Raw genomic sequence first — 18,271 nt, forward strand, 5'->3', positions numbered from 1 at the left:
GCCCGACGGCAGATCGTCGCATGCTCGAAACAATGCCGCACGGGGTACACCCCGCTGGGAGCGCCGGCGCCGCGGCACGTAGGAACGAAGGATGCCCACCACCGTGTTCTGCCTGCACGCCCTCGGATCGAGTTCCGAGGAGTTCGTCGGGCTGCGGTCCCGCCTCGCCGGAACGCTCGACCTGGTCGGCATCGACCTGCCCGGGTTCGGCACCAGCACGGCCGCGACCGGCACCACCGTCGAGGAGATGGTCGTGCTCGTCGAGCGTGCGATCGGCCGGAGCGGCGTGACCGACTGGGCGCTGATCGGACACTCGATGGGCGGGAAGGTGGCGTCCGTCGTCGCCTCGCGCACCGTGGACGGCAGCAACGGCCTGTTCGGCCTGCGCGCCGTGGTGCTGCTCGCCGCGTCGCCGCTCTCCCCGGAGCCGATGGACGAGGAGCGCCGGCAGACCATGCTCGACTGGGCGTCGGACGGCGAGATCGGCCCCGACGAGGCCGATGCGTTCGTCGACGCCAACACCGCGTCCCGCCTCGACCCGGAGCCGCACGCGATCGCCGTGCACGACGTCGAGCGCGCCGTCCCGCAGGCCTGGACCGACTGGCTCGTCCGCGGCAGCCGCGAGGACTGGTCGACCGTCTTCCCGCCGAACCCGGTCCCCGCCCTGGTGCTGGCCGGTGCCGAGGACGGCGACCTCGGTCCCGAGGCCCAGCGGACGCTGAACCTGCCGCACTGGACCGCGGGCGAGTTCGACGCGGTGCCGGACGCCGCGCACCTGCTGCCGTGGGAGCAGCCCGACGCGGTCGCCGACCGCATCCGCGACTTCTGGCACCGTCGGGTCGACCACGGTCCGCTCGTCCCCGCCGAGACCGCCCGCGTCATCGCCTCCCCCCGCGTGAGCACACGGACCCGCGGCATCCTCGCCGTCCGAGCACTCCCGGACGCCCCGGACCGCGAACCGCGCGCCCTCACCCGCGAGCAGCTCGACACGTTGCGCGCCGTGGCCCGCGCCGTCGTCCCGCAGCCGGGCGACCGCCACCTCGACCTCGCGCTCCGCGTCGACGACCAGCTGGCCGACGAACTCGGCGACGGCTGGCGACCGGACGGCCTGCCCGCCGACGTCGAGGCCTACCGTGCCGGACTCGACGCACTCCGCAGCGAGGCCGCGCAGGGCGACGAGCACCTCGTCGGGGTGCTCGACGCGGTCACCGCGGGCGAGTACACACCGACGACGGGTCCGCTCGACGGTTCGCAGCTGCGAGCGTGGCTCGAGGACGCCAGCGTCGACCTCGCCAAGCAGTGGATGGCGCACCCGGCGACGATGGCCGCGATCGACTACGACGGCTTCGCCAACGGCGGCGACGGGCTGCGCAAACAGGGCTTCCTGCTCCTCGGAGCCGGCGAGCGCGAAGCATGGGAACCGACGGGAGCCGGACGATGAGACTCGACCACCAGCGCCACCACAGCGAGGACGAGGTCGTCGACGTCGTCGTCGTCGGGACCGGCGCGGGCGGCGCACCGCTGCTCGCGACCCTCGCCCGCCGCGGCCTCAGCGTCGTCGCGCTCGAAGCGGGCCCGAACACCGACCCCGAGCAGTACACGCCCGACGAGGTCGAGGCCCCCGGGGACATCAACTGGATGGACGAGCGGATCAGCGGCGGCAGCGCCCCGACCGCCTTCGGCCCGAACAACAGCGGCACCGGCGTCGGCGGCTCGACCCTGCACTGGGGCGCGTTCACGCCGCGGCCGAACCAGCACGACATCCGGCTCCGCACCGACTCCGGGCAGGGCGAGGACTGGCCGATCGACCACGCCGAGCTCACCCGCTGGATCGAGCAGGCCGAGCACGACGTCGGCGTCGCCGGACCCGCGCACTACCCGTGGGACCCGGAGCGCCGCTACCGCATGGGCCCGCCGCCGCGGAACGCCTCGTCGGACATGATGATCCGGGGTGCCGCCGCCGTGGGCATCACCGCCACGGACGCCCCCGTCGGCCTCACCACCGAGGACCGGCACCAGGAACACCACGGGCTCCGCCAGGCCTGCGTGTCCTGCGGTTCCTGCCACCAGGGCTGCCGGAACGGGGCGAAGGTGTCGATGGACACCACCTACCTGCCCGCCGCCGTCGCGTTCGGTGCGGAGATCCGCGCCGAGGCGTTCGTGCACGGCATCGAGCTCGACGCCAGGGGCCGGGTCGAGGCCGTCGTCTACCGCCAGGACGGCCGCGACCACCGGCAGCGCTGCCGCACGCTCGTCCTCGCCGCGGGTGGCATCGAGACTCCGCGCCTGCTGCTGCACACCGGGATCGCGAACAGCAGCGGCCAGGTCGGCCGGAACTTCACCGCGCACGGGGCCACCCAGGTCTGGGCGACCTTCGACGAGTCGATGCGGTCCTACCGCGGGTACCCGTCGTCGATCATCACCGAGGACTTCGTCCGCCCCGCCGACGCGGACTTCGCGGGCGGCTACCTCATCCAGAGCCTCGGCGTGCAGCCGCTGACGCTCGCCACCTCGCTCGTGCGGGGCGGTGGGCTCCGCGGTGCCGCGCTCGTCCGGGCGCTGCAGGACTACCCGCGCATGGCCGGCGTCGGCATCAACGCCGAGTGCCTGCCGTACGACGACAACCGGCTCGTGCTCGCCGACGAGGTCGACGCGAACGGGGTGCCGAAGGCCCGCGTCACGTTCTCGCCCGGGTCGAACGAGGAAGCGATCACCCGCCACGCGGTGCGCACGATGACCGCGATCGTCGAGGCAGCGGGCGGCACGGACGTCCGGGTCCTCGACCGCACGGCGCACACCGTCGGCACGGCGCGGATGGGCACCGACGCGGGGAACTCGGTCGTGGACGCCGCCGGCCGGTCGTGGGACGTGCCGAACCTGTGGGTCGTGGACAACTCGGTGTTCCCGAGCTCCCTCATCGCGAACCCGGCGCTGACGATCATGGCGCTGTCGCTCCGCACCGCCGACCGGCTGCTCCGCGACGACGCATCGGCCGACCGCGAGCAGGCCGCGACCGCCGTCGCCTGACGCGCGAGCCGAGGGACGGGAGGCGCGGTGCGGGCTCGCACCGCGCCTCCCGTCCGTCATCGGTGGCGGTCAGGAGTCGGCGGGTGCCCGGTCCTCGACCGGCACCACGACCGGATCTGCCCGCCGCGCACGCATGCGCGCACGGCGGTCGACGTCGAGGTCGTCCTCCGGAGGGTCGTTCGCGTCCGAACCCACGAGCCAGGTGAGCCCGCGCAACCCGCGCCGGTCGTCGGAGACGAGTGCGATCGACCAGAGCGCGCCCTCGTGCTCGGCGGCGCGGCGCTGGGCCCAGTCGACGACCTGCAGGACGTCGGCCTCGAGCAGGTCGGTCGTCTCCGTCGCGAACACGTCGCCGTCGGGGCGTTGGACGTACACGCGGAAGCGCGGGCGCGGGTCCTCCCACGTGCTGTCGCGCTCGTCGACCTCGATGACGTCCATCCGCCGAGCCTACGAGTCCGGGTCAACCGCGGGTACGCGCCAACCGCCGGTTCAGCGCCCCGTTCAGCAGCGCCACGAGCAGCCCCACCGCGAACACGAGCGTGCCGAAGCACAGCACCTGCGGCGGCATCCCGGCCTTGGCGGCGCCGTACACGAACAGCGGGAACGTGACCGAGGGCCCGGCGACGAACGAGGTGATCACGTAGTCGTCGATCGACATCGCCAGCGCGAGCAACCCCGCGGCCAGCATGCCCGGCGCGAGCAACGGCAGGGTCACGAGCCGGAACGCCTGCAGCGGCGTCGCCCCGAGGTCCCCCGCGGCCTCCTCGAGCGCCCGTGACGTCCCCGCGATCCGCGCCCGGAGGACCACGACGACGTAGGCGACGTCGAACGCCACGTGCGTGAGCAGGATCGTCAGGAACCCGGTGCCGAGCCCGACCGACAGGAAGAACGACAGCGACGCGGACCCGACGACGATCGACGGCGCCGCGATGTCCGCGAAGACCACGGCGTTCACGGCACCGCGCCCGGGGAACCGGTAGCGCTCGAGCGCCAGGGCCAGCGGCAGGCCGATCGCGACCGAGATGATCGCGGCGAGGAACGCGATGACGACCGAGGTGACGAACGCCTGTCCGAGGCCGGAGACGTTCACGAGGTTCGCGTACCAGTAGGTCGTGAACCCGTTCCACGCGAACGACAGCCGGTTCGTCGGGGCGTCGTTGAACGAGTACACGATCATGTAGACGATCGGCACGAGGGTGATCGCGATGGTGACCCAGTAGACGATCGCGAGCCACGGCCCGCGGCGGTTCACCCCGTGCCGACCGGGTCGGCGCGCGGCCGTCCCGGCGGCGGGTGCGGCGGGAGCGGTGGCGCGGGGCGGTGCGACGGCGGTCATACGAGGTCCTCGAGGTCGTCGGTGCCGGAGACGCGGGCGTAGATGAACAGGATGATGCCGAGCACGACCATGAGCACGGTCGAGAGCGCCGCGGCGACGTTGTACTGCTGGTTGCCGGAGTAGGCGTCCTGGATCGCCTGCCCGATCGTGTACGTGTTCGTGCCGCCCAGGAGCGCCGAGTTCACCGGGTCGCCCACGCTGTCGATGAAGACGAGCAGGACACCGGCGAAGATGCCCGAGCGGGACAGCGGCAGCGTGGTGTGCCAGAACGCCCGGACCTTGCCGGCGTAGAGGTCGTTCGCCGCCTCGCCGAGTCGGGGGTCGATGCGTTCGAGCGCGGCGTAGATCGGCAGCACCATGAACGCCAGGTCGTTGTAGGCGTCGCCGAAGATCACCGCGCCACCGGTCCCGAGGACGTGGAAGTCCTTGCCGGCCAGGCCGATCGCCTGCAGCGCCGTGACGACCGGCCCCTGTGAGGCGAGCACGAACGCCCACATGTCGGTGCGGATGACGAACGACACGAGGAAGCTCACGAACACGAGCATGAGGAGCGGGTTCTTCCACCGTGGCGACACCCGGAAGGCGATGAAGTACGCCACCGGGTACCCGACGATGATCGTCACGACGGTCGCGGCCGCGCCGTACCAGAGCGACCGGCCGAGGAACGTCAGGTACGGCACCTGCGGGTCGATGAACAGCGAGCCGTAGATCCCCCAGTTCCACGTGAACGTGTAGCCGTCGTCCGGGTTGCCCGACATGAGCGAGACGATGAGTCCCGACACGAGCGGGATGACGAAGAACACGGCCAGGTACGCGGTGCCGACGACGGCGAGCAGGAACGGCACCCGCAGGCGACGACCGTGCCGCACGGGCGCGGGTCCCGGTCCGGCCCCGAGACCGGCGGTCCCGGCCGTCCCGACGGCGCTCACGACTGCACCACCGCGTTGAAGATGCCGTTCCACTCCGAGTACTCGTCGTAGTTCTCGAACACCCGGAACTCGTGCGACTTCTCGAGCACCTCGGCCGAGGGGAACACCAGCGGGCTGTCCGCCACGGTGGGGTCGTCCAGCTCGTCACGGACGTAGTCCTCCGCGGCGGGCACCGGGCAGACGTAGTTGACGTAGTCCTCGACGATGCCGGCGATCTTCGGCGTGTAGTAGAAGTCCATCCACTCCAGGGCCGACACCGGGTTCGCCGCCTGCCGGGGGATCATGAGGTTGTCGTGCCACATCATCTGGCCTTCCTCGGGCGTGACGAACTTCAAGTGCTCGAACCCGGACTGCTGCGCCTGGAACACGTCGCCGGACCACGCCTGCGTGATCCAGGTGTCGCCGTTCTCGAGCTTGTTGATGTAGCTCTGGTCGTAGAACCCGGTGACGCTCGGACGCAGCTTCCGCAGCCAGTCCTGGGCCGTCCGCCAGTCCGCGGGGGTCGAGGTCTCCGGGGCGATCCCGTTCGCGAGCAGCCCGAGGGACCCGAGCTCGGTGTTGTCGCTCATCAGTCCCACGCGGCCCTTGAACGCCGGGTCGAGCAGGTCCTGGAACGACGTGATCTCGCGGTCGACGTACTTCGGGTTGTAGGCGATCCCGGTGAACCCGGTCTGCCACACGACCGAGTGCTTGTTCCCGGGGTCGTAGGTCGGGTCCTTCACGGAGTCGCCCGCGTTCGCCGCGAAGTTCGGCAGCCGCGAGTGGTCGAGCTCGCACACGAACCCGTTCTTGATCATCTGCGTCAGCTCGAAGCCGTTCGTCATCACGACGAGGTCGTAGCCGGTGGCCCCCTGCGCGCGGAGGATCGGCGACACCGTCGCGTAGAACGTCGCGTTGTCCTGGATCACGGCCTGGTAGTCGACCGAGATCCCGGTGGCCCGCTCGAACAGCTGGATGGACTCGGACTTCCCGTGGTCGGAGTCGATGTAGAGCGGCCAGTTCGCGAAGTTGAGCTGCTTCGTCGCCTGCTGGTCCTTCCAGAACCGCTCCCAGTCCACCGGGTGTTCGGCGAGCGACGCCGCCGACCCCTTGATGCTGCAGCCGGCGAGCAGGGCGGCGACCGCGGCGGCCCCGCCGCCCGCGAGGAACCCGCGACGGCTGACGCGTGCGGACGTCAGTCCGCGCACCAGGTCCGGCCGCGGACTCACGCGACGACCCCCGCGGTGGCGGGTGCGGACTGGAGGCGCGGGTCGGCTCCGGCGGTGACGGTCACGTCGGACGCGGGGTGCGCCTCCAGGCCGAAACCGTGGTCGACGCCCCACGTGAGCCAGACCTCGGTACCGGTGGCGATGCGCGGTCCGCCCTTGGAGTTCTGCGCGAAGACGGAGACGCGGCCCGCGCCCGGCACGTCCACGAGGTACTGGGTGCTGACGCCGGAGAACGACACGTCGACCACACGGCCGGGGCCGAGGATGTTGCGACCGGCCTCGGGTGCCGGCTCGGCGGTGCGGATCTTGAGCTTCTCGGGACGGACGCCGACCACCACGCGTCCGGTCGTCGCGACGGCCCGGTCGGTCGGGACGGCGATCGTGCCGGCCGCGGTCGCGACGACGAGGAGGCCGCCGTCGGTGCCGCGGACCTCGCCCTCGAGCAGGTTCGACTGCCCGAGGAAGTTCGCGACGAACGCCGTGCGGGGCAGCTCGTACAGGTCCTGCGGGCTGCCCATCTGCTCGATGCGGCCGCCGTTCATGACGGCGACCGTGTCGGCCATCGTCATCGCCTCCTCCTGGTCGTGCGTGACGTGCAGGAAGGTGAGACCGACCTCGGCCTGGATCGTCTTCAGCTCGAGCTGCATCTGGTGCCGCAGCTTGAGGTCGAGGGCGCCGAGGGGCTCGTCGAGCAGGAGCAGGGCCGGGCGGTTCACGATCGCGCGGGCGAGGGCGACGCGCTGCTGCATGCCGCCGGACAGCTGCGCCGGACGCTTCGACGCCGAACCCTCGAGCTCGACGAGCCGCAACGCCTCGGTCGCTTTCGTCATCGGGTCCGGGATGCGCCGGCGCTTCAACCCGAACGCCACGTTCTCGAGCACGCTCATGTGCGGGAACAGCGCGTAGTTCTGGAACACCGTGTTGACCGGCCGCTGGTACGGCTTCGTGTCGGTGACGTCCCGTCCGCCGATCGTGATCGTGCCGCTCGTGGGCTCCTCGAGGCCGGCGACGAGCCGGAGCGTCGTCGTCTTGCCGCAGCCGGACGGCCCGAGCAGCGCGAAGAACGAGCCGGCCGGGACGGTGAGGTCGAGGGCGTCGACCGCGGTGTGGCCGGGGAAGGACTTGGTGATCCGGTCGAGCCGGAGATCGGCTCCCGATTCGGCGAAGGTGCCGGTCATTGCCATGGTGCCTCCTGCTGCTCGTGCTGCTCGGGTTCGGGTTCGGGCTCAGCCGATGTAGGACATGACGTGCTTGATGCGGGTGTAGTCGTCGAACCCGTACTGGGACAGGTCCTTGCCGTAGCCGGAGTGCTTGAAGCCGCCGTGCGGCATCTCGGCGACGATCGGGATGTGGGTGTTGATCCACACGCACCCGAAGTCGAGGTCGCGGGCGAAGCGCATCGCCCGCGCGTGGTCCGTCGTCCACACCGAGCTCGCCAGGCCGTACTCGACGCCGTTCGCCCACGCGAGGGCCTGCTGCTCGGTCGAGAAACGCTGGACGGTCTGCACCGGGCCGAAGATCTCCTGTTGCACGGCGCGGTCGTCCTGCCGGAGCCCGGAGACGATCGTCGCCTCGTGGTGGAAGCCGCGGTCGCCCAGACGGTGTCCGCCGAGCTCGATCGACGCGTGGTCGGGGAGGGTGTCGATGAACGACCGGACCTGGGCGAGCTGGGCCGCGTTGTTCACCGGGCCGAAGTACGGGGTCGGTGCGTCCGGGCCGGTCAGCGCGTCGGTCCGCGCCGCCTCGGCGAGCGCCGCCACGAACTCGTCGTGGATGCCGTCCTGCACGAGCAGGCGGGTGGCGGCGGTGCAGTCCTGCCCGGCGTTGAAGAAGCCGGCGGCGACGATGCCGGCCACGGCGGCGGGGACGTCGGCGTCGTCGAACACGATCACCGGGGCCTTGCCGCCGAGTTCGAGGTGCGTGCGCTTGAGGTCACCGGCGGCGGCGCGGGCGACCTCGATGCCGGCGCGGACGGAGCCGGTGATCGACACGAGCTGCGGCGTGGGGTGGTCGATCATCGCGGCACCGGTCGTCCGGTCCCCCACGACGACGTTGAGGACGCCGGGCGGCAGGAACTCCGCGGCGACCTCGGCCAGCAGCAGGGTCGACAGCGGGGTGGTGTCGCTCGGCTTCAGCACGGTCGTGTTCCCCGCGGCGAGCGCCGGCGCGGCCTTCCACACCGCCATGTTGAGCGGGTAGTTCCACGGGGTGACCTGGGCGACGACACCGATCGGCTCGCGCCGGACGAACGACGTGTGGTCGGTCATGTACTCGCCGGCGCTCCGCCCCTCGAGGTTCCGGGCGGCGCCGGCGAAGAAGCGGATCTGGTCGACGGAGAGCAGGATCTCGTCCTCGACGAGGGTGGCGCGGGGCTTCCCGGTGTCGAGCGACTCGAGGTCGGCGAACTCCTCCGCCCGCTGCTCCATCGCGTCGGCGATCCGGAAGAGCGCGAGCTGTCGTTCCGCGGGTGTGGTGCGGCCCCACGTCCCGAACGCGGTGCTCGCCGCACGGAAGGCCGCGTCGACGTCGGCGGCACTGGACACCGGCGACGTGCCGTAGACGTGCTCGTCGGTCGGGTCGATCAGGTCGAAGGCCGCGTCGGCACGGACCTCGACGGACGCGCCCCCGATGAAGTTCCGGACCTCGCTCGTCTTCGTGGTCTCCCGCATGGCGGCGATACTGGCACGGAAAAAGCCGGTTCGGAAGACTTGTAACAACGGAAATCGTCGTGAAACACGGTGTTCACAACGGATTCCCTTGCTTTCTGGGCGATGGCGCTGCAATGCTGTCCGGCATGGCGGCAGCACCACGACGTCCGGGACCGATCGACGACACCTCGAAGCGGATCATCGAACAACTCCAGGCGGACGGGCGCCGTCCGTACGGCGAGATCGGCAAGGCGGTCGGTCTCAGCGAAGCGGCGGTCCGGCAGCGCGTCCAGAAGCTGACCGAGACCGGCGTCATGCAGATCGTCGCGGTGACGGACCCCCTGCAACTCGGGTTCCACCGCCAGGCGATGATCGGCATCCGGGTCAGCGGCGACACCCGAACCGTCGCCGACGAACTCGAACGGCTCCCGGCGGTCGACTACCTCGTCATGACCGCCGGGAGCTTCGACCTCATGGTCGAGGTCGTCTGCGAGGACGACGACGACCTGATCGAACTCCTGAACGGCACCATCCGGGCGATCCCGGGCGTCGCCGGCACCGAGACCTTCGTCTACCTGCAACTCCGCAAACAGCTCTACGACTGGGGAACGCGATGACCATCTCCGAACGACCCACCACCCGTCTCGGCTCGTACGACCCGTTCGCACCGGTGGACGACGCCGCGCTGCAGCAGAAGTCGCGCGACCACCTGTGGATGCACTTCGCCCGGCACGGTGCGAACCAGGCCGGTGCCGACGTGCCGATCATGGTGCGCGGCGAGGGGCACCACGTCTACGACAGCCACGGCAAGGAGTACATCGACGGGCTCTCCGGCCTGTTCGTCGTCGCCGCGGGCCACGGCCGGAAGCGCCTGGCCGAGATGGCCGCCAAGCAGGCCGAGACGCTGTCGTTCTTCCCGATCTGGTCGTACGCGCACCCCGCGGCGATCGAGCTCGCGGACCGGTTGGCCGACCACGCCCCCGGCGACCTCAACAAGGTGTTCTTCTCGACCGGTGGCGGCGAGGCCGTCGAGACCGCGTTCAAGCTCGCGAAGTACTACTGGAAGCTCCGCGGCAAGCCGATGAAGCACAAGGTGATCTCCCGCGCGGTCGCGTACCACGGCACCCCGCAGGGAGCACTCGCGATCACGGGCATCCCGGCGATGAAGCAGATGTTCGAGCCGCTCGCGCCGGGTGGCTTCCGCGTGCCGAACACGAACTACTACCGCGCCGCCGAGATGGGCTTCGCCGGCGAGAGCGAGGAGGAGTTCGGCTTCTGGGCGGCCGAGCGCATCCGCGAGATGATCGAGTTCGAGGGACCGGACACCGTCGCCGCGGTCTTCCTCGAGCCGGTGCAGAACTCCGGCGGCTGCTTCACCCCGCCGCCCGGGTACTTCCAGCGGGTCCGCGAGATCTGCGACGAGTACGACGTGCTGCTGGTCTCCGACGAGGTGATCTGCGCGTTCGGTCGGATCGGCACGATGTTCGCGTGCGACACCTACGGCTTCGTACCGGACATGATCACGTGCGCGAAGGCGATGACCTCGGGCTACTCCCCCATCGGCGCGACGATCATCAGCGACAAGCTCTTCGAGCCGTTCTCCACGGGCGACACGACCTTCTACCACGGGTACACGTTCGGCGGGCACCCCGTCTCCGCCGCCGTCGCGATGGAGAACCTCGACATCTTCGAGGAAGAGGGGCTCCTGCAGAACGTCCAGCAGAACGCCCCGCTCTTCAAGGCCGAGCTCGACACGCTGCGCGACCTGCCCATCGTCGGGGACGTCCGTGGTGACGGGTACTTCTACGGCATCGAGCTCGTGAAGGACAAGGCCACCAAGACGACCTTCGACGACGCCGAGTCGGAGCGCCTGCTCCGCGGGTTCCTGTCGAAGGCGCTGTTCGACGCCGGGCTGTACTGCCGTGCCGACGACCGCGGCGACCCCGTCGTGCAGCTCGCACCGCCGCTCACCATCGGGCAGCCGGAGTTCCGCGAGATGACCTCGATCCTGCGGAGCGTCCTGTCCGAGGCCTGGACGAAGATCTGACCGTGACCGGCTACCGGGGCGTCTCGTTCTGGCTCGACGCGCTCGTCACGAGTGGCCGCGACGACCTGACGCCCCGGCCGCCGCTCGACGGCGACACCACCGCGGACGTCTGCATCGTCGGCGGTGGACTGACGGGTCTCTGGACCGCGTGGTACCTGCACCAGGCCGACCCGCGCCTCCAGGTCGTCGTCGTGGAACGCGAGATCGCGGGCTTCGGCGCGTCCGGACGCAACGGCGGCTGGTGCTCCGCACTGTTCCCGCGGTCCGCCGAGGCGATCGCCCGCGAGCACGGCCGAGACGCGGCCCTCGCCCTGCGTCGGGCGATGCGCGACACCGTCGACGAGGTCGGGCGCGCAGCGTCCGAGGCCGGAGTCGACTGCGACTACGTCAAGGGCGGCACCGTCCTCTACGCGCGCTCCGCCGTGCAGGAACGCGCGGCCCGCGACGAGGTCGCCGCCTCGGCCGCGTGGGGCGACGACATGACGTACCGCGACGCACGCCCCGGCGATGCCGCCGGATCGGCCGGTGTCGCGTGGACGCCGGACTGCGCGCGGGTCCAGCCCGCAGCGCTGGTGCGCGGCCTGGCGGCGGCCCTGGAGGCGCGGGGCGTCCGGATCGCGGAGCACACGCCCGCCGTCTCGTGGGGTCCAGGGCACGTGGTCACGTCGCGCGGGACCGTCACGGCCGGTGCCGTGGTCATCGCGGTCGAGGGCTACGGCGCGCAGCTCGAGCAGACGAAGCGGCGCATCCTGCCGCTGTACTCGCTCATGATCGCGACCGCTCCCCTGCCGGCCGCGGTGTGGGACCGCATCGGCCTGGAGCACGGCCAGACCTTCTCGGACTACCGGCACCTGCTCGTGTACGGGCAGCGCACGGCGGACGACCGACTGGCGTTCGGCGGACGCGGAGCCCGCTACCACTGGGGGTCAGCGATCACCCCCGGCTACGACCGGGTACCACGCGTGTTCGAGCACCTTCGGCGGTCCCTGGTCGAGCTGTTCCCCGCCGTCGCCGACGCACCGGTCACGCACACGTGGGGCGGACCCCTCGGGGTGCCCCGTGACTGGTGCGCCTCGGTCACGTGGGACGGCCACGTCGGGACCGCCGGCGGCTACGTCGGCGACGGCCTGTCCACGACGAACCTCGCCGGACGGACGCTCGCCGACCTCGTGCGGGGTGTGTCCTCGCCGCTGACCGCGCTGCCGTGGGTGAACCACCGGTCGCCGGACTGGGAGCCGGAGCCGCTGCGGTTCCTCGGGGCGAACGCCGGGCTCGTGGCCACCGACCTGGCCGACCGCGAGGAAGCACTGACCGGGCGGCCGAGCCTCGCCGCCCGCCTGATGGCACCGCTGACCGGAGGACACTGATGGCTGCACGCGATGCCGACGTCGTCGTCGTGGGGGCCGGGGTCGCCGGGCTCGCCGCTGCTCGAGCGCTCGTGCAGGGCGGGCAGCGCGTCGTCGTGCTCGAGGCCCGCGACCGCATCGGTGGCCGCACCTGGACCGACGACGAGATCGGGGTGCCGGTCGACCTCGGCGCCTCGTGGATCCACGGCATCGAGGGCAACCCGCTCTGGTCGCTGGCGTCCGCGTTCGGGATCGAGACCGTCGAGTTCACCGTCGGCAGCTTCCAGTTCGACGGGCGGCCGATCGGCTGGCACGCCCCGTCCGGACGGCGGTTGACCGCGCCCGAGGCCGCGTCGTTCGTCGCGGACCTGCACACCGTCGACGCGGCACTCGCCGCGGTGGTCGCCGACGCCCCGCCGCCGGCGACCTACGCGTCCGCCGTCGACACCGCGCTGCGGTCCCTGCAGTGGCAGGGCGACCGGGCCGCACGGATCCGCGAGTACACGGCGCACCGCTCCGAGGACCTCTGCGGCGCCCCGGTCACCGTGCTCGACGCGCACGGGCTCGACGAGGAGCACGTCGCCGGCGACGAGGTGGTGTTCCCCGGCGGCTACGCCCAGTACGCGCACGCCCTGGCGGCCGGGCTCGACGTGCGCCTGTCCGCCGTCGTCGCCGCCGTGCGCTCGTCGTCCTCGGGCGTGGTCGTCGGGCTCGCCGACGGGACGACCGTGTCCGCTGCGGAGGTCGTCGTCACGGCGCCCATCGGCGTGCTGCAGGCCGGCGCGATCACGTTCGAGCCACCGCTCGAGCCCGCGGTGCTCGACGCGATGGGCCGACTCGGGATGGGCGTCTACGACAAGGTGTTCCTGCGGTTCGCCGAGCGGTTCTGGGGTGACGACTGGGTGGTGCGGCAGCAGGGTCCGGCCGGGGTCGACTGGCACTCCTGGTACGACATGTCCCGGGTGACCGGCGAACCGGTGCTCGCGGCGCTCGTCGGCGGTGCCGGCGCGCGCCGGATCGAGTCGCTGCCCGATGCCCTGGTCGTCGACGAGGCGGTCGAGGCGCTGCGTCGGATGTTCGGGCCCTCGGTCCCGGAGCTGGAAGGCGTGCGGATCACCCGGTGGGCGGCGGACCCCTTCGCGCGCGGGTCGTACTCGTACCTGCACGTGGGGGCGTCACCGGACGACCACGACCTGCTCGGCACCCCGTCGGGGCGGGTGCAGCTCGCCGGTGAGGCCACGTGGGGCGAGGACCCCGCGACGGTGCACGGGGCGCTGCTCTCCGGGCTGCGGGCGGCGGGGCGGCTGCTCGGGCACGAGGTGTCGGCCGGGTCGTTGGCGGGGCCGCTGCCCGGCTGACGGGCGGGGCCGGAGTCGGCCGCATCCGGCCGGCACCCGCCGCCCGGTCGGGCGTGACGCTCCGTCAGTCGAAGGCGGGGGTGTCCGCCGAGCACCGCACCGCGTCGCCGGGCCGCGCCGACGTCTCGCTCGCGATCTCGCGCTTCCCGTCGAGCAGGATCCGGCACGTCGCCGTGGCACCGGCGCCCGGCGTCGCCCGCACCGACGCCCGCTGCTCGGCGAGGACGATCGCGTCGTGCTCCCAGCGCGACCCGTCGCCGTCCGAGGACCCGGTCTCCTGCGCGTCGAGCCGGTGCACCGCGGGTGCTTCGCCGCGCCGCTCGGCGCCCTCGACCCGCACGTCGGCGAGGGCGGCCCCGCTCGGCTGGTCGACGCGGACCTCGTAGGTCACGGACCAGGCATCGCCCGTCTGCTGCTGGACGAAGCTGCACCCGGTCGCGAGCACCGCGACGGAGCCGGCGACCACGGCGGCGGCGAGGAGACGGACGGTGGGACGGTTGCGTTCGGACATGCCACCAGCCTGCGCACCGACCGCCCGCGGATCGTCCCCCGGGCGACGCGACCCCGTGCGACATCGGATCGATCCCGGGTCCTCCGAGCGGTTGACATCGGCTCCGTCCGCCCGCGCGGTCAGTACCGTCGACCGCATGGGAACCGTGCTGCCAGGCGTGATCGCGTTCGTCGTCGGGGTCGTCCTCGCCGTCGGGGCGCTCGTGCCGTGGACGGCGTGGGAGTACCGCCGTCACGGGCAGCTCGGCTTCCGACGCTCGCTCGTCGCGTTCGGCACGCTCGTCTACGCCCTCGCGCTCGTCACCTACACGCTGCTGCCCCTGCCCGACGACGTCGCGACGATGTGCCGGAACGCGGCCTCGCCGCAGCTGACGCCGTTCGCGTTCCTCGGGGACGTCGCGAAGGAGGGCGGGATCTCCGGACCCCGGTCGCTGTTGTCCAACCCGGCGTCCGCGCAGGTCCTGTTCAACGTGCTGCTCTTCGTGCCCCTCGGTGCACTCGCCCGGCACGCGGTCGCCCGGAGGCGCGTGTTCGCCGGCCTGCTCGTCGGGCTCGGCGCCGGGTTCGTGGTGTCCCTGCTCATCGAGACGACGCAGCTCACCGGCGACTGGTTCCTCTACCCGTGCTCGTACCGTCTCTTCGACGTCGACGACCTGCTCGCGAACACGACCGGCGCCGCGGTCGGCACGTTCCTCGCCCCGCTCGTGGGGCTGCTCGCGGGGTCCGGGCGGACCACCGACGCGGACGCCCCGCGCCCGGTCACCGCGGCACGACGGTTCTCCGGCCTGCTCGCCGACGTGCTGGCGATCTGGCTCCTGTCCGGCACGCTGAGCGTCGGGACCGCCCTGGTGTGGGCGATCGCTGGGCGGGACGACCAGGACCCGGTGCTCGGCACGCTCATCACCGCCGGTGCACTGGTCGCCCCGTTCGCACAGCTCGTGGTCGTGCTCGCGACGGGCCGGACCCTCGGTGAGCACGTCGTCCGGCTCCGTCCGGTGCCGACACCGGGGACCGGGAGGCGCGTGGTGCGCTGGGCGCTCGGCTCCGGCGGGTGGGCGGCACTGCTCGCCCTGGACGTCCCGTTCTCCGCGTTCCTCGCGTTCGTGCTCGCGGTGACGTCGGTCATCGCGGTGTGGGCGACCCGCGGCCGGCGCGGGTTCGCGCTCGCGGTGATCCGGGCGGAGGTCGAGGACGACCGCGTACCGGCGCGCGTCGGCTGAGCGGGTCCCGACGGGTGTCGTACTGACCGGACGCTCACGGGTCGCACGGGCCCGGAACGGTGTTCGAGTGCCACACTCGGAGCCGTGACGACGACGCGGACCACACCCCGGCACGAGCACCGCGGGCCGGTCGCCGTCGCCGTGCTGGTGAACCTCGCGCTGAGCCTGTTCCTGCCCGACGAGGTCCTGTTCTTCCCGTCCTGGGTGGTCCCGCTCCTCGGGGTGCTGCTCCTCACCCCACTCATCGTGTTCAACCCCCGGCGGCTGACCCGTGAGACCACCTGGTCGCGGTGGCTGTCCACGGGCCTCGCGGTCCTGCTGACGGTCGCGAACCAGTTGACCGTCGTCCGCACGATCGACGAGCTGCTGCACGGGCACCCCGACGGCGGCGCGGTGCTCCTGACCGCCCTGCAGGTCTGGGTGAGCAGCATCATCGCGTTCGGGCTCGTGTACTGGGAGCTCGACCGGGGCGGCCCCGTCGCCCGACGGCAGCCGGGGCTGTGGGTGACCGACCGCGCCGACTTCCAGTTCCCGCAGGAGACCGACCCGAAGACGGCGGCCTGGCGGCCGGTGTACCTCGACTACCTCTACGTCGCGCTGACGAACATGATGGCGTTCAGCCCGACCGACACGATGCCGATGACCATCCGGGCGAAGATGATCATGGCCTACCAGTCGATCGGCGGGTTCATCCTGCTGGCGCTCGTGATCTCGCGCGCGGTGAACATCATCAGCTGACCGAACTCCCGACGAGCGACTCCGACACGTCCCAGAGCCGAGCGGCGTCCTCGTCACGGAGCAACGGTGCCCACGGCTTCCGACGGCCGGCCGGTCCGCCGAGCTGCCCGGGTCCGGTCGGACCGACGAAACCGCCGTCGAGGTCCGCGTCGGTCGCCGCGAGCAGGGCCGGCTCCGCCGCCGAGGCCGGTGTCCCGACGAGGAGCCCGCGCGCCGACAGCCAGCGGATCAGCCGGACGGCCACGGTGTCGCCCGAGCGTCCGATCTCCGGGCGTGCGGCGAGCAGGCTCGTGGGTGCGACGCCGGGGTGGCTGACCGCACTCGTGATCCCCCACCCACCGGCCCGGCTCCTCCGACCGAGCTCGAGGGCGAAGAGCGCGCACGCGAGCTTCGACTGCCCGTACGCCCGCGCGACGTCGTAGTCCCGCTCGGACTGCAGGTCGTCCCACCGGATCGAGGCACGCTGCGCCGCCACGCTCGACTGCATCACGACCCGACCGTTCGCGGCACGGAGCAGGGGGAGCAGGGCCGCGACGAGTGCGACGTGCCCGAGGTGGTTCGTGCCGAATTGCAGCTCGAAGCCGTCCCGGGTCGTCTGCCGCTCCGGCGGGTTCATCACGCCGGCGTTCCCCACGAACACATCGATCGGCATGCCCTCGGACCGCATCCGCTCCCCGAGCGTCGACACGGACTCCAGCGAGGACAGGTCCAGGTCCTCGAGCAGCACGGAGGCTCCCGGGTGCTGCGCGGTGATCCGGGCGACGGTCGCCGCTCCCTTGTCGCGGTTGCGCACCGGCACGACCACCTCCGCCCCGGCGCCGGCGAAGCGCGCGGCGATCTCCAGTCCGATGCCGTCGCTCGCTCCGGTCACCAGGACCCGGCGTCCGCCGAGGTCCGGGAGGGTGAGTCGTTCGTTCCGTGCCATGGTCTGCCTCTTCCGTCGTGGTGAGCACCCGATCCGGCACCCGAGACGATCGTCGCTGCGTCGTGCACGCGCAACCACGGCCTGACGATCCGTGGCTGCGGTCGACGCCCCGGGAGAGGATGGGCGCATGATCGACCGAGCGTCCCTCGCGGACTTCCTCCGCAGCCGTCGGACGGCCCTGCAGCCCGAGGACGTCGGCCTTCCCCGGGGCCAGCGCCGTCGCACGAGCGGGCTGCGGCGCGAGGAGGCGGCGCTGCTGAGCAACATGTCCGTCGACTACTACGCGCGGCTGGAACGGGAGCGCGGACCGCAGCCGTCCGACCAGATGCTCGCGTCGATCGCGCAGGGTCTGCGCCTCACGATCGCGGAGCGCGACCACCTCTTCCGCCTCGCCGGACACGAGCCCCCGACCGCGGCGTCCGGCGGCGACCACGTCAGCCCCGGCATGATGCGCATCTTCGACCGGCTCGCCGACAGCCCGGCCGAGATCGTCACCGAGCTGGGCGAGACGCTGCGGCAGACGCCCCTCGCCGCCGAACTCACCGGTGACGCCAGCGGCCGACGGGGCGACGACCGGAGCATCGGGTACCGGTGGTTCGCCGACCCGGCGTCCCGGGACGTCCACCCGGTCGAGGACCACCCCTTCCTGTCCCGGATGTACGCCTCGGGTCTCCGCACCGTCATCGCTCGCCGCGGTCCCGACTCCCGGGCCGCACACCTGGCCGAACGGCTCCTCGCGACGAGCGAGGAGTTCCGCGAGGTCTGGGCGCGCCACGAGGTCGGCATCCGTCCGCGTGACGTGAAGACCTACCGCCACCCCGAGGTCGGGCTGCTCACCCTGCAGTGCCAGGTGCTGCAGGACCCGGACAGCTCGCAGAACCTGCTCGTGTACACCGCCGAACCGGGCAGCGAGACCGCCGAGCGACTCCGGCTGCTCGCCGTGGTCGGCTCGGCGGTCGGTCGCGCCTGACCTCGCAGG

The 18,271-nt window shown here is 72.0% G+C and carries 17 protein-coding genes; 9 read left to right on the plus strand and 8 right to left on the minus strand.

Translation table 11 applies throughout. The annotated features are described in order from the left end of the window. Positions 1-91: 91 nt before the first annotated feature. Positions 92-1,441 (plus strand): alpha/beta fold hydrolase, encoded by a 1,350-nt coding sequence (locus tag J2X60_RS09965; protein ID WP_309887267.1) that lies wholly within the window; start codon positions 92-94, stop codon positions 1,439-1,441. After that, a complete protein-coding gene (locus tag J2X60_RS09970) occupies positions 1,438-3,027 on the plus strand; it encodes a GMC family oxidoreductase (RefSeq protein WP_309887268.1) in 1,590 nt (529 codons plus the stop codon). The genes J2X60_RS09965 and J2X60_RS09970 overlap by 4 nt, the downstream gene beginning before the upstream one ends. Before the next feature lie 69 nt (positions 3,028-3,096). On the opposite strand, the gene J2X60_RS09975 is transcribed toward J2X60_RS09970, so the two are convergent. The 6 genes from J2X60_RS09975 to J2X60_RS10000 are packed head-to-tail and all read right to left on the minus strand — an operon-like array spanning position 3,097 to position 9,169. Then, complete coding sequence (locus J2X60_RS09975; protein WP_309777714.1) at positions 3,097-3,465, minus strand: hypothetical protein; 369 nt, start codon at positions 3,463-3,465, stop codon at positions 3,097-3,099. 22 nt (positions 3,466-3,487) lie between these two features. Beyond that, positions 3,488-4,363, minus strand: a complete 876-nt coding sequence (locus tag J2X60_RS09980) for an ABC transporter permease (RefSeq protein WP_309887269.1) — start codon at positions 4,361-4,363, stop codon at positions 3,488-3,490. Continuing rightward, a complete protein-coding gene (locus J2X60_RS09985) occupies positions 4,360-5,292 on the minus strand; it encodes an ABC transporter permease (protein WP_309887270.1) in 933 nt (310 codons plus the stop codon). Before J2X60_RS09985 ends, J2X60_RS09980 begins: the two co-directional genes overlap by 4 nt. After that, positions 5,289-6,500: a spermidine/putrescine ABC transporter substrate-binding protein gene (locus tag J2X60_RS09990; protein ID WP_309887271.1), complete on the minus strand. Its 1,212-nt coding sequence runs from the start codon at positions 6,498-6,500 to the stop codon at positions 5,289-5,291. Before J2X60_RS09990 ends, J2X60_RS09985 begins: the two co-directional genes overlap by 4 nt. Continuing rightward, complete coding sequence (locus J2X60_RS09995) at positions 6,497-7,684, minus strand: ABC transporter ATP-binding protein (RefSeq protein ID WP_309887272.1); 1,188 nt, start codon at positions 7,682-7,684, stop codon at positions 6,497-6,499. The genes J2X60_RS09990 and J2X60_RS09995 overlap by 4 nt, the downstream gene beginning before the upstream one ends. Positions 7,685-7,726: 42 nt before the next feature. Continuing rightward, positions 7,727-9,169 (minus strand): aminobutyraldehyde dehydrogenase, encoded by a 1,443-nt coding sequence (locus J2X60_RS10000; protein WP_309887273.1) that lies wholly within the window; start codon positions 9,167-9,169, stop codon positions 7,727-7,729. Between the two features lie 113 nt (positions 9,170-9,282). Here J2X60_RS10000 and J2X60_RS10005 point away from each other — a divergent pair, with 113 nt between their 5' ends. Genes J2X60_RS10005 through J2X60_RS10020 form a run of 4 tightly spaced genes read left to right on the plus strand, consistent with a single transcriptional unit; the run spans position 9,283 to position 13,899 of the window. Then, on the plus strand, positions 9,283-9,765 hold the full coding sequence (locus J2X60_RS10005) for an Lrp/AsnC family transcriptional regulator (protein WP_070417426.1): 483 nt from the start codon (positions 9,283-9,285) through the stop codon (positions 9,763-9,765). Then, positions 9,762-11,195 (plus strand): aspartate aminotransferase family protein, encoded by a 1,434-nt coding sequence (locus J2X60_RS10010; protein WP_070417427.1) that lies wholly within the window; start codon positions 9,762-9,764, stop codon positions 11,193-11,195. Before J2X60_RS10005 ends, J2X60_RS10010 begins: the two co-directional genes overlap by 4 nt. A 2-nt stretch (positions 11,196-11,197) precedes the next feature. Continuing rightward, positions 11,198-12,562, plus strand: coding sequence for an FAD-binding oxidoreductase (locus tag J2X60_RS10015; RefSeq protein WP_309887274.1), 1,365 nt, complete (start codon positions 11,198-11,200; stop codon positions 12,560-12,562). Beyond that, complete coding sequence (locus J2X60_RS10020) at positions 12,562-13,899, plus strand: NAD(P)/FAD-dependent oxidoreductase (protein ID WP_309887275.1); 1,338 nt, start codon at positions 12,562-12,564, stop codon at positions 13,897-13,899. The genes J2X60_RS10015 and J2X60_RS10020 overlap by 1 nt, the downstream gene beginning before the upstream one ends. A gap of 64 nt (positions 13,900-13,963) precedes the next feature. Here the strand turns inward: J2X60_RS10020 and J2X60_RS10025 are convergent, their stop codons facing one another. Continuing rightward, on the minus strand, positions 13,964-14,410 hold the full coding sequence (locus J2X60_RS10025; RefSeq protein WP_309887276.1) for a hypothetical protein: 447 nt from the start codon (positions 14,408-14,410) through the stop codon (positions 13,964-13,966). A gap of 136 nt (positions 14,411-14,546) precedes the next feature. Here J2X60_RS10025 and J2X60_RS10030 point away from each other — a divergent pair, with 136 nt between their 5' ends. Together J2X60_RS10030 and J2X60_RS10035 are read left to right on the plus strand one after the other, a co-directional pair. After that, on the plus strand, positions 14,547-15,629 hold the full coding sequence (locus J2X60_RS10030) for a VanZ family protein (RefSeq protein ID WP_309887277.1): 1,083 nt from the start codon (positions 14,547-14,549) through the stop codon (positions 15,627-15,629). An 84-nt stretch (positions 15,630-15,713) separates the two neighbouring features. Continuing rightward, entirely contained in the window at positions 15,714-16,367 is a 654-nt protein-coding gene (locus J2X60_RS10035) for a DUF1345 domain-containing protein (RefSeq protein ID WP_070417431.1), read from the plus strand. Here the strand turns inward: J2X60_RS10035 and J2X60_RS10040 are convergent. Then, positions 16,360-17,292 carry an SDR family oxidoreductase gene (locus J2X60_RS10040; protein ID WP_309887278.1) on the minus strand — a complete coding sequence of 311 codons (933 nt, stop codon included), beginning with the start codon at positions 17,290-17,292 and terminating at the stop codon, positions 16,360-16,362. The genes J2X60_RS10035 and J2X60_RS10040 overlap by 8 nt on opposite strands. Before the next feature lie 127 nt (positions 17,293-17,419). Here J2X60_RS10040 and J2X60_RS10045 point away from each other — a divergent pair, with 127 nt between their 5' ends. After that, positions 17,420-18,262: a helix-turn-helix transcriptional regulator gene (locus J2X60_RS10045; RefSeq protein WP_309887279.1), complete on the plus strand. Its 843-nt coding sequence runs from the start codon at positions 17,420-17,422 to the stop codon at positions 18,260-18,262. The last annotated feature ends 9 nt before the right edge of the window (positions 18,263-18,271 follow it).

Origin of the sequence: Curtobacterium sp. 320, assembly GCF_031455235.1 — a bacterium.
In the GTDB taxonomy this organism is placed as follows: Bacteria; Actinomycetota; Actinomycetes; order Actinomycetales; family Microbacteriaceae; genus Curtobacterium.

What these genes read in the sequence shown, in the direction of transcription:
- J2X60_RS10005 (WP_070417426.1), top strand. Translation starts at nt 9,283, where the DNA reads ATGCTGTCCGGCATGGCGGCAGCACCACGACGTCCGGGACCGATCGAC.
- J2X60_RS09980 (WP_309887269.1), bottom strand. Translation starts at nt 4,363, where the DNA reads ATGACCGCCGTCGCACCGCCCCGCGCCACCGCTCCCGCCGCACCCGCC.
- J2X60_RS10030 (WP_309887277.1), top strand. Translation starts at nt 14,547, where the DNA reads ATGGGAACCGTGCTGCCAGGCGTGATCGCGTTCGTCGTCGGGGTCGTC.
- J2X60_RS09995 (WP_309887272.1), bottom strand. Translation starts at nt 7,684, where the DNA reads ATGGCAATGACCGGCACCTTCGCCGAATCGGGAGCCGATCTCCGGCTC.
- J2X60_RS10000 (WP_309887273.1), bottom strand. Translation starts at nt 9,169, where the DNA reads ATGCGGGAGACCACGAAGACGAGCGAGGTCCGGAACTTCATCGGGGGC.
- J2X60_RS10040 (WP_309887278.1), bottom strand. Translation starts at nt 17,292, where the DNA reads ATGGCACGGAACGAACGACTCACCCTCCCGGACCTCGGCGGACGCCGG.
- J2X60_RS10045 (WP_309887279.1), top strand. Translation starts at nt 17,420, where the DNA reads ATGATCGACCGAGCGTCCCTCGCGGACTTCCTCCGCAGCCGTCGGACG.
- J2X60_RS10010 (WP_070417427.1), top strand. Translation starts at nt 9,762, where the DNA reads ATGACCATCTCCGAACGACCCACCACCCGTCTCGGCTCGTACGACCCG.
- J2X60_RS09970 (WP_309887268.1), top strand. Translation starts at nt 1,438, where the DNA reads ATGAGACTCGACCACCAGCGCCACCACAGCGAGGACGAGGTCGTCGAC.
- J2X60_RS10020 (WP_309887275.1), top strand. Translation starts at nt 12,562, where the DNA reads ATGGCTGCACGCGATGCCGACGTCGTCGTCGTGGGGGCCGGGGTCGCC.
- J2X60_RS10025 (WP_309887276.1), bottom strand. Translation starts at nt 14,410, where the DNA reads ATGTCCGAACGCAACCGTCCCACCGTCCGTCTCCTCGCCGCCGCCGTG.
- J2X60_RS09965 (WP_309887267.1), top strand. Translation starts at nt 92, where the DNA reads ATGCCCACCACCGTGTTCTGCCTGCACGCCCTCGGATCGAGTTCCGAG.
- J2X60_RS09975 (WP_309777714.1), bottom strand. Translation starts at nt 3,465, where the DNA reads ATGGACGTCATCGAGGTCGACGAGCGCGACAGCACGTGGGAGGACCCG.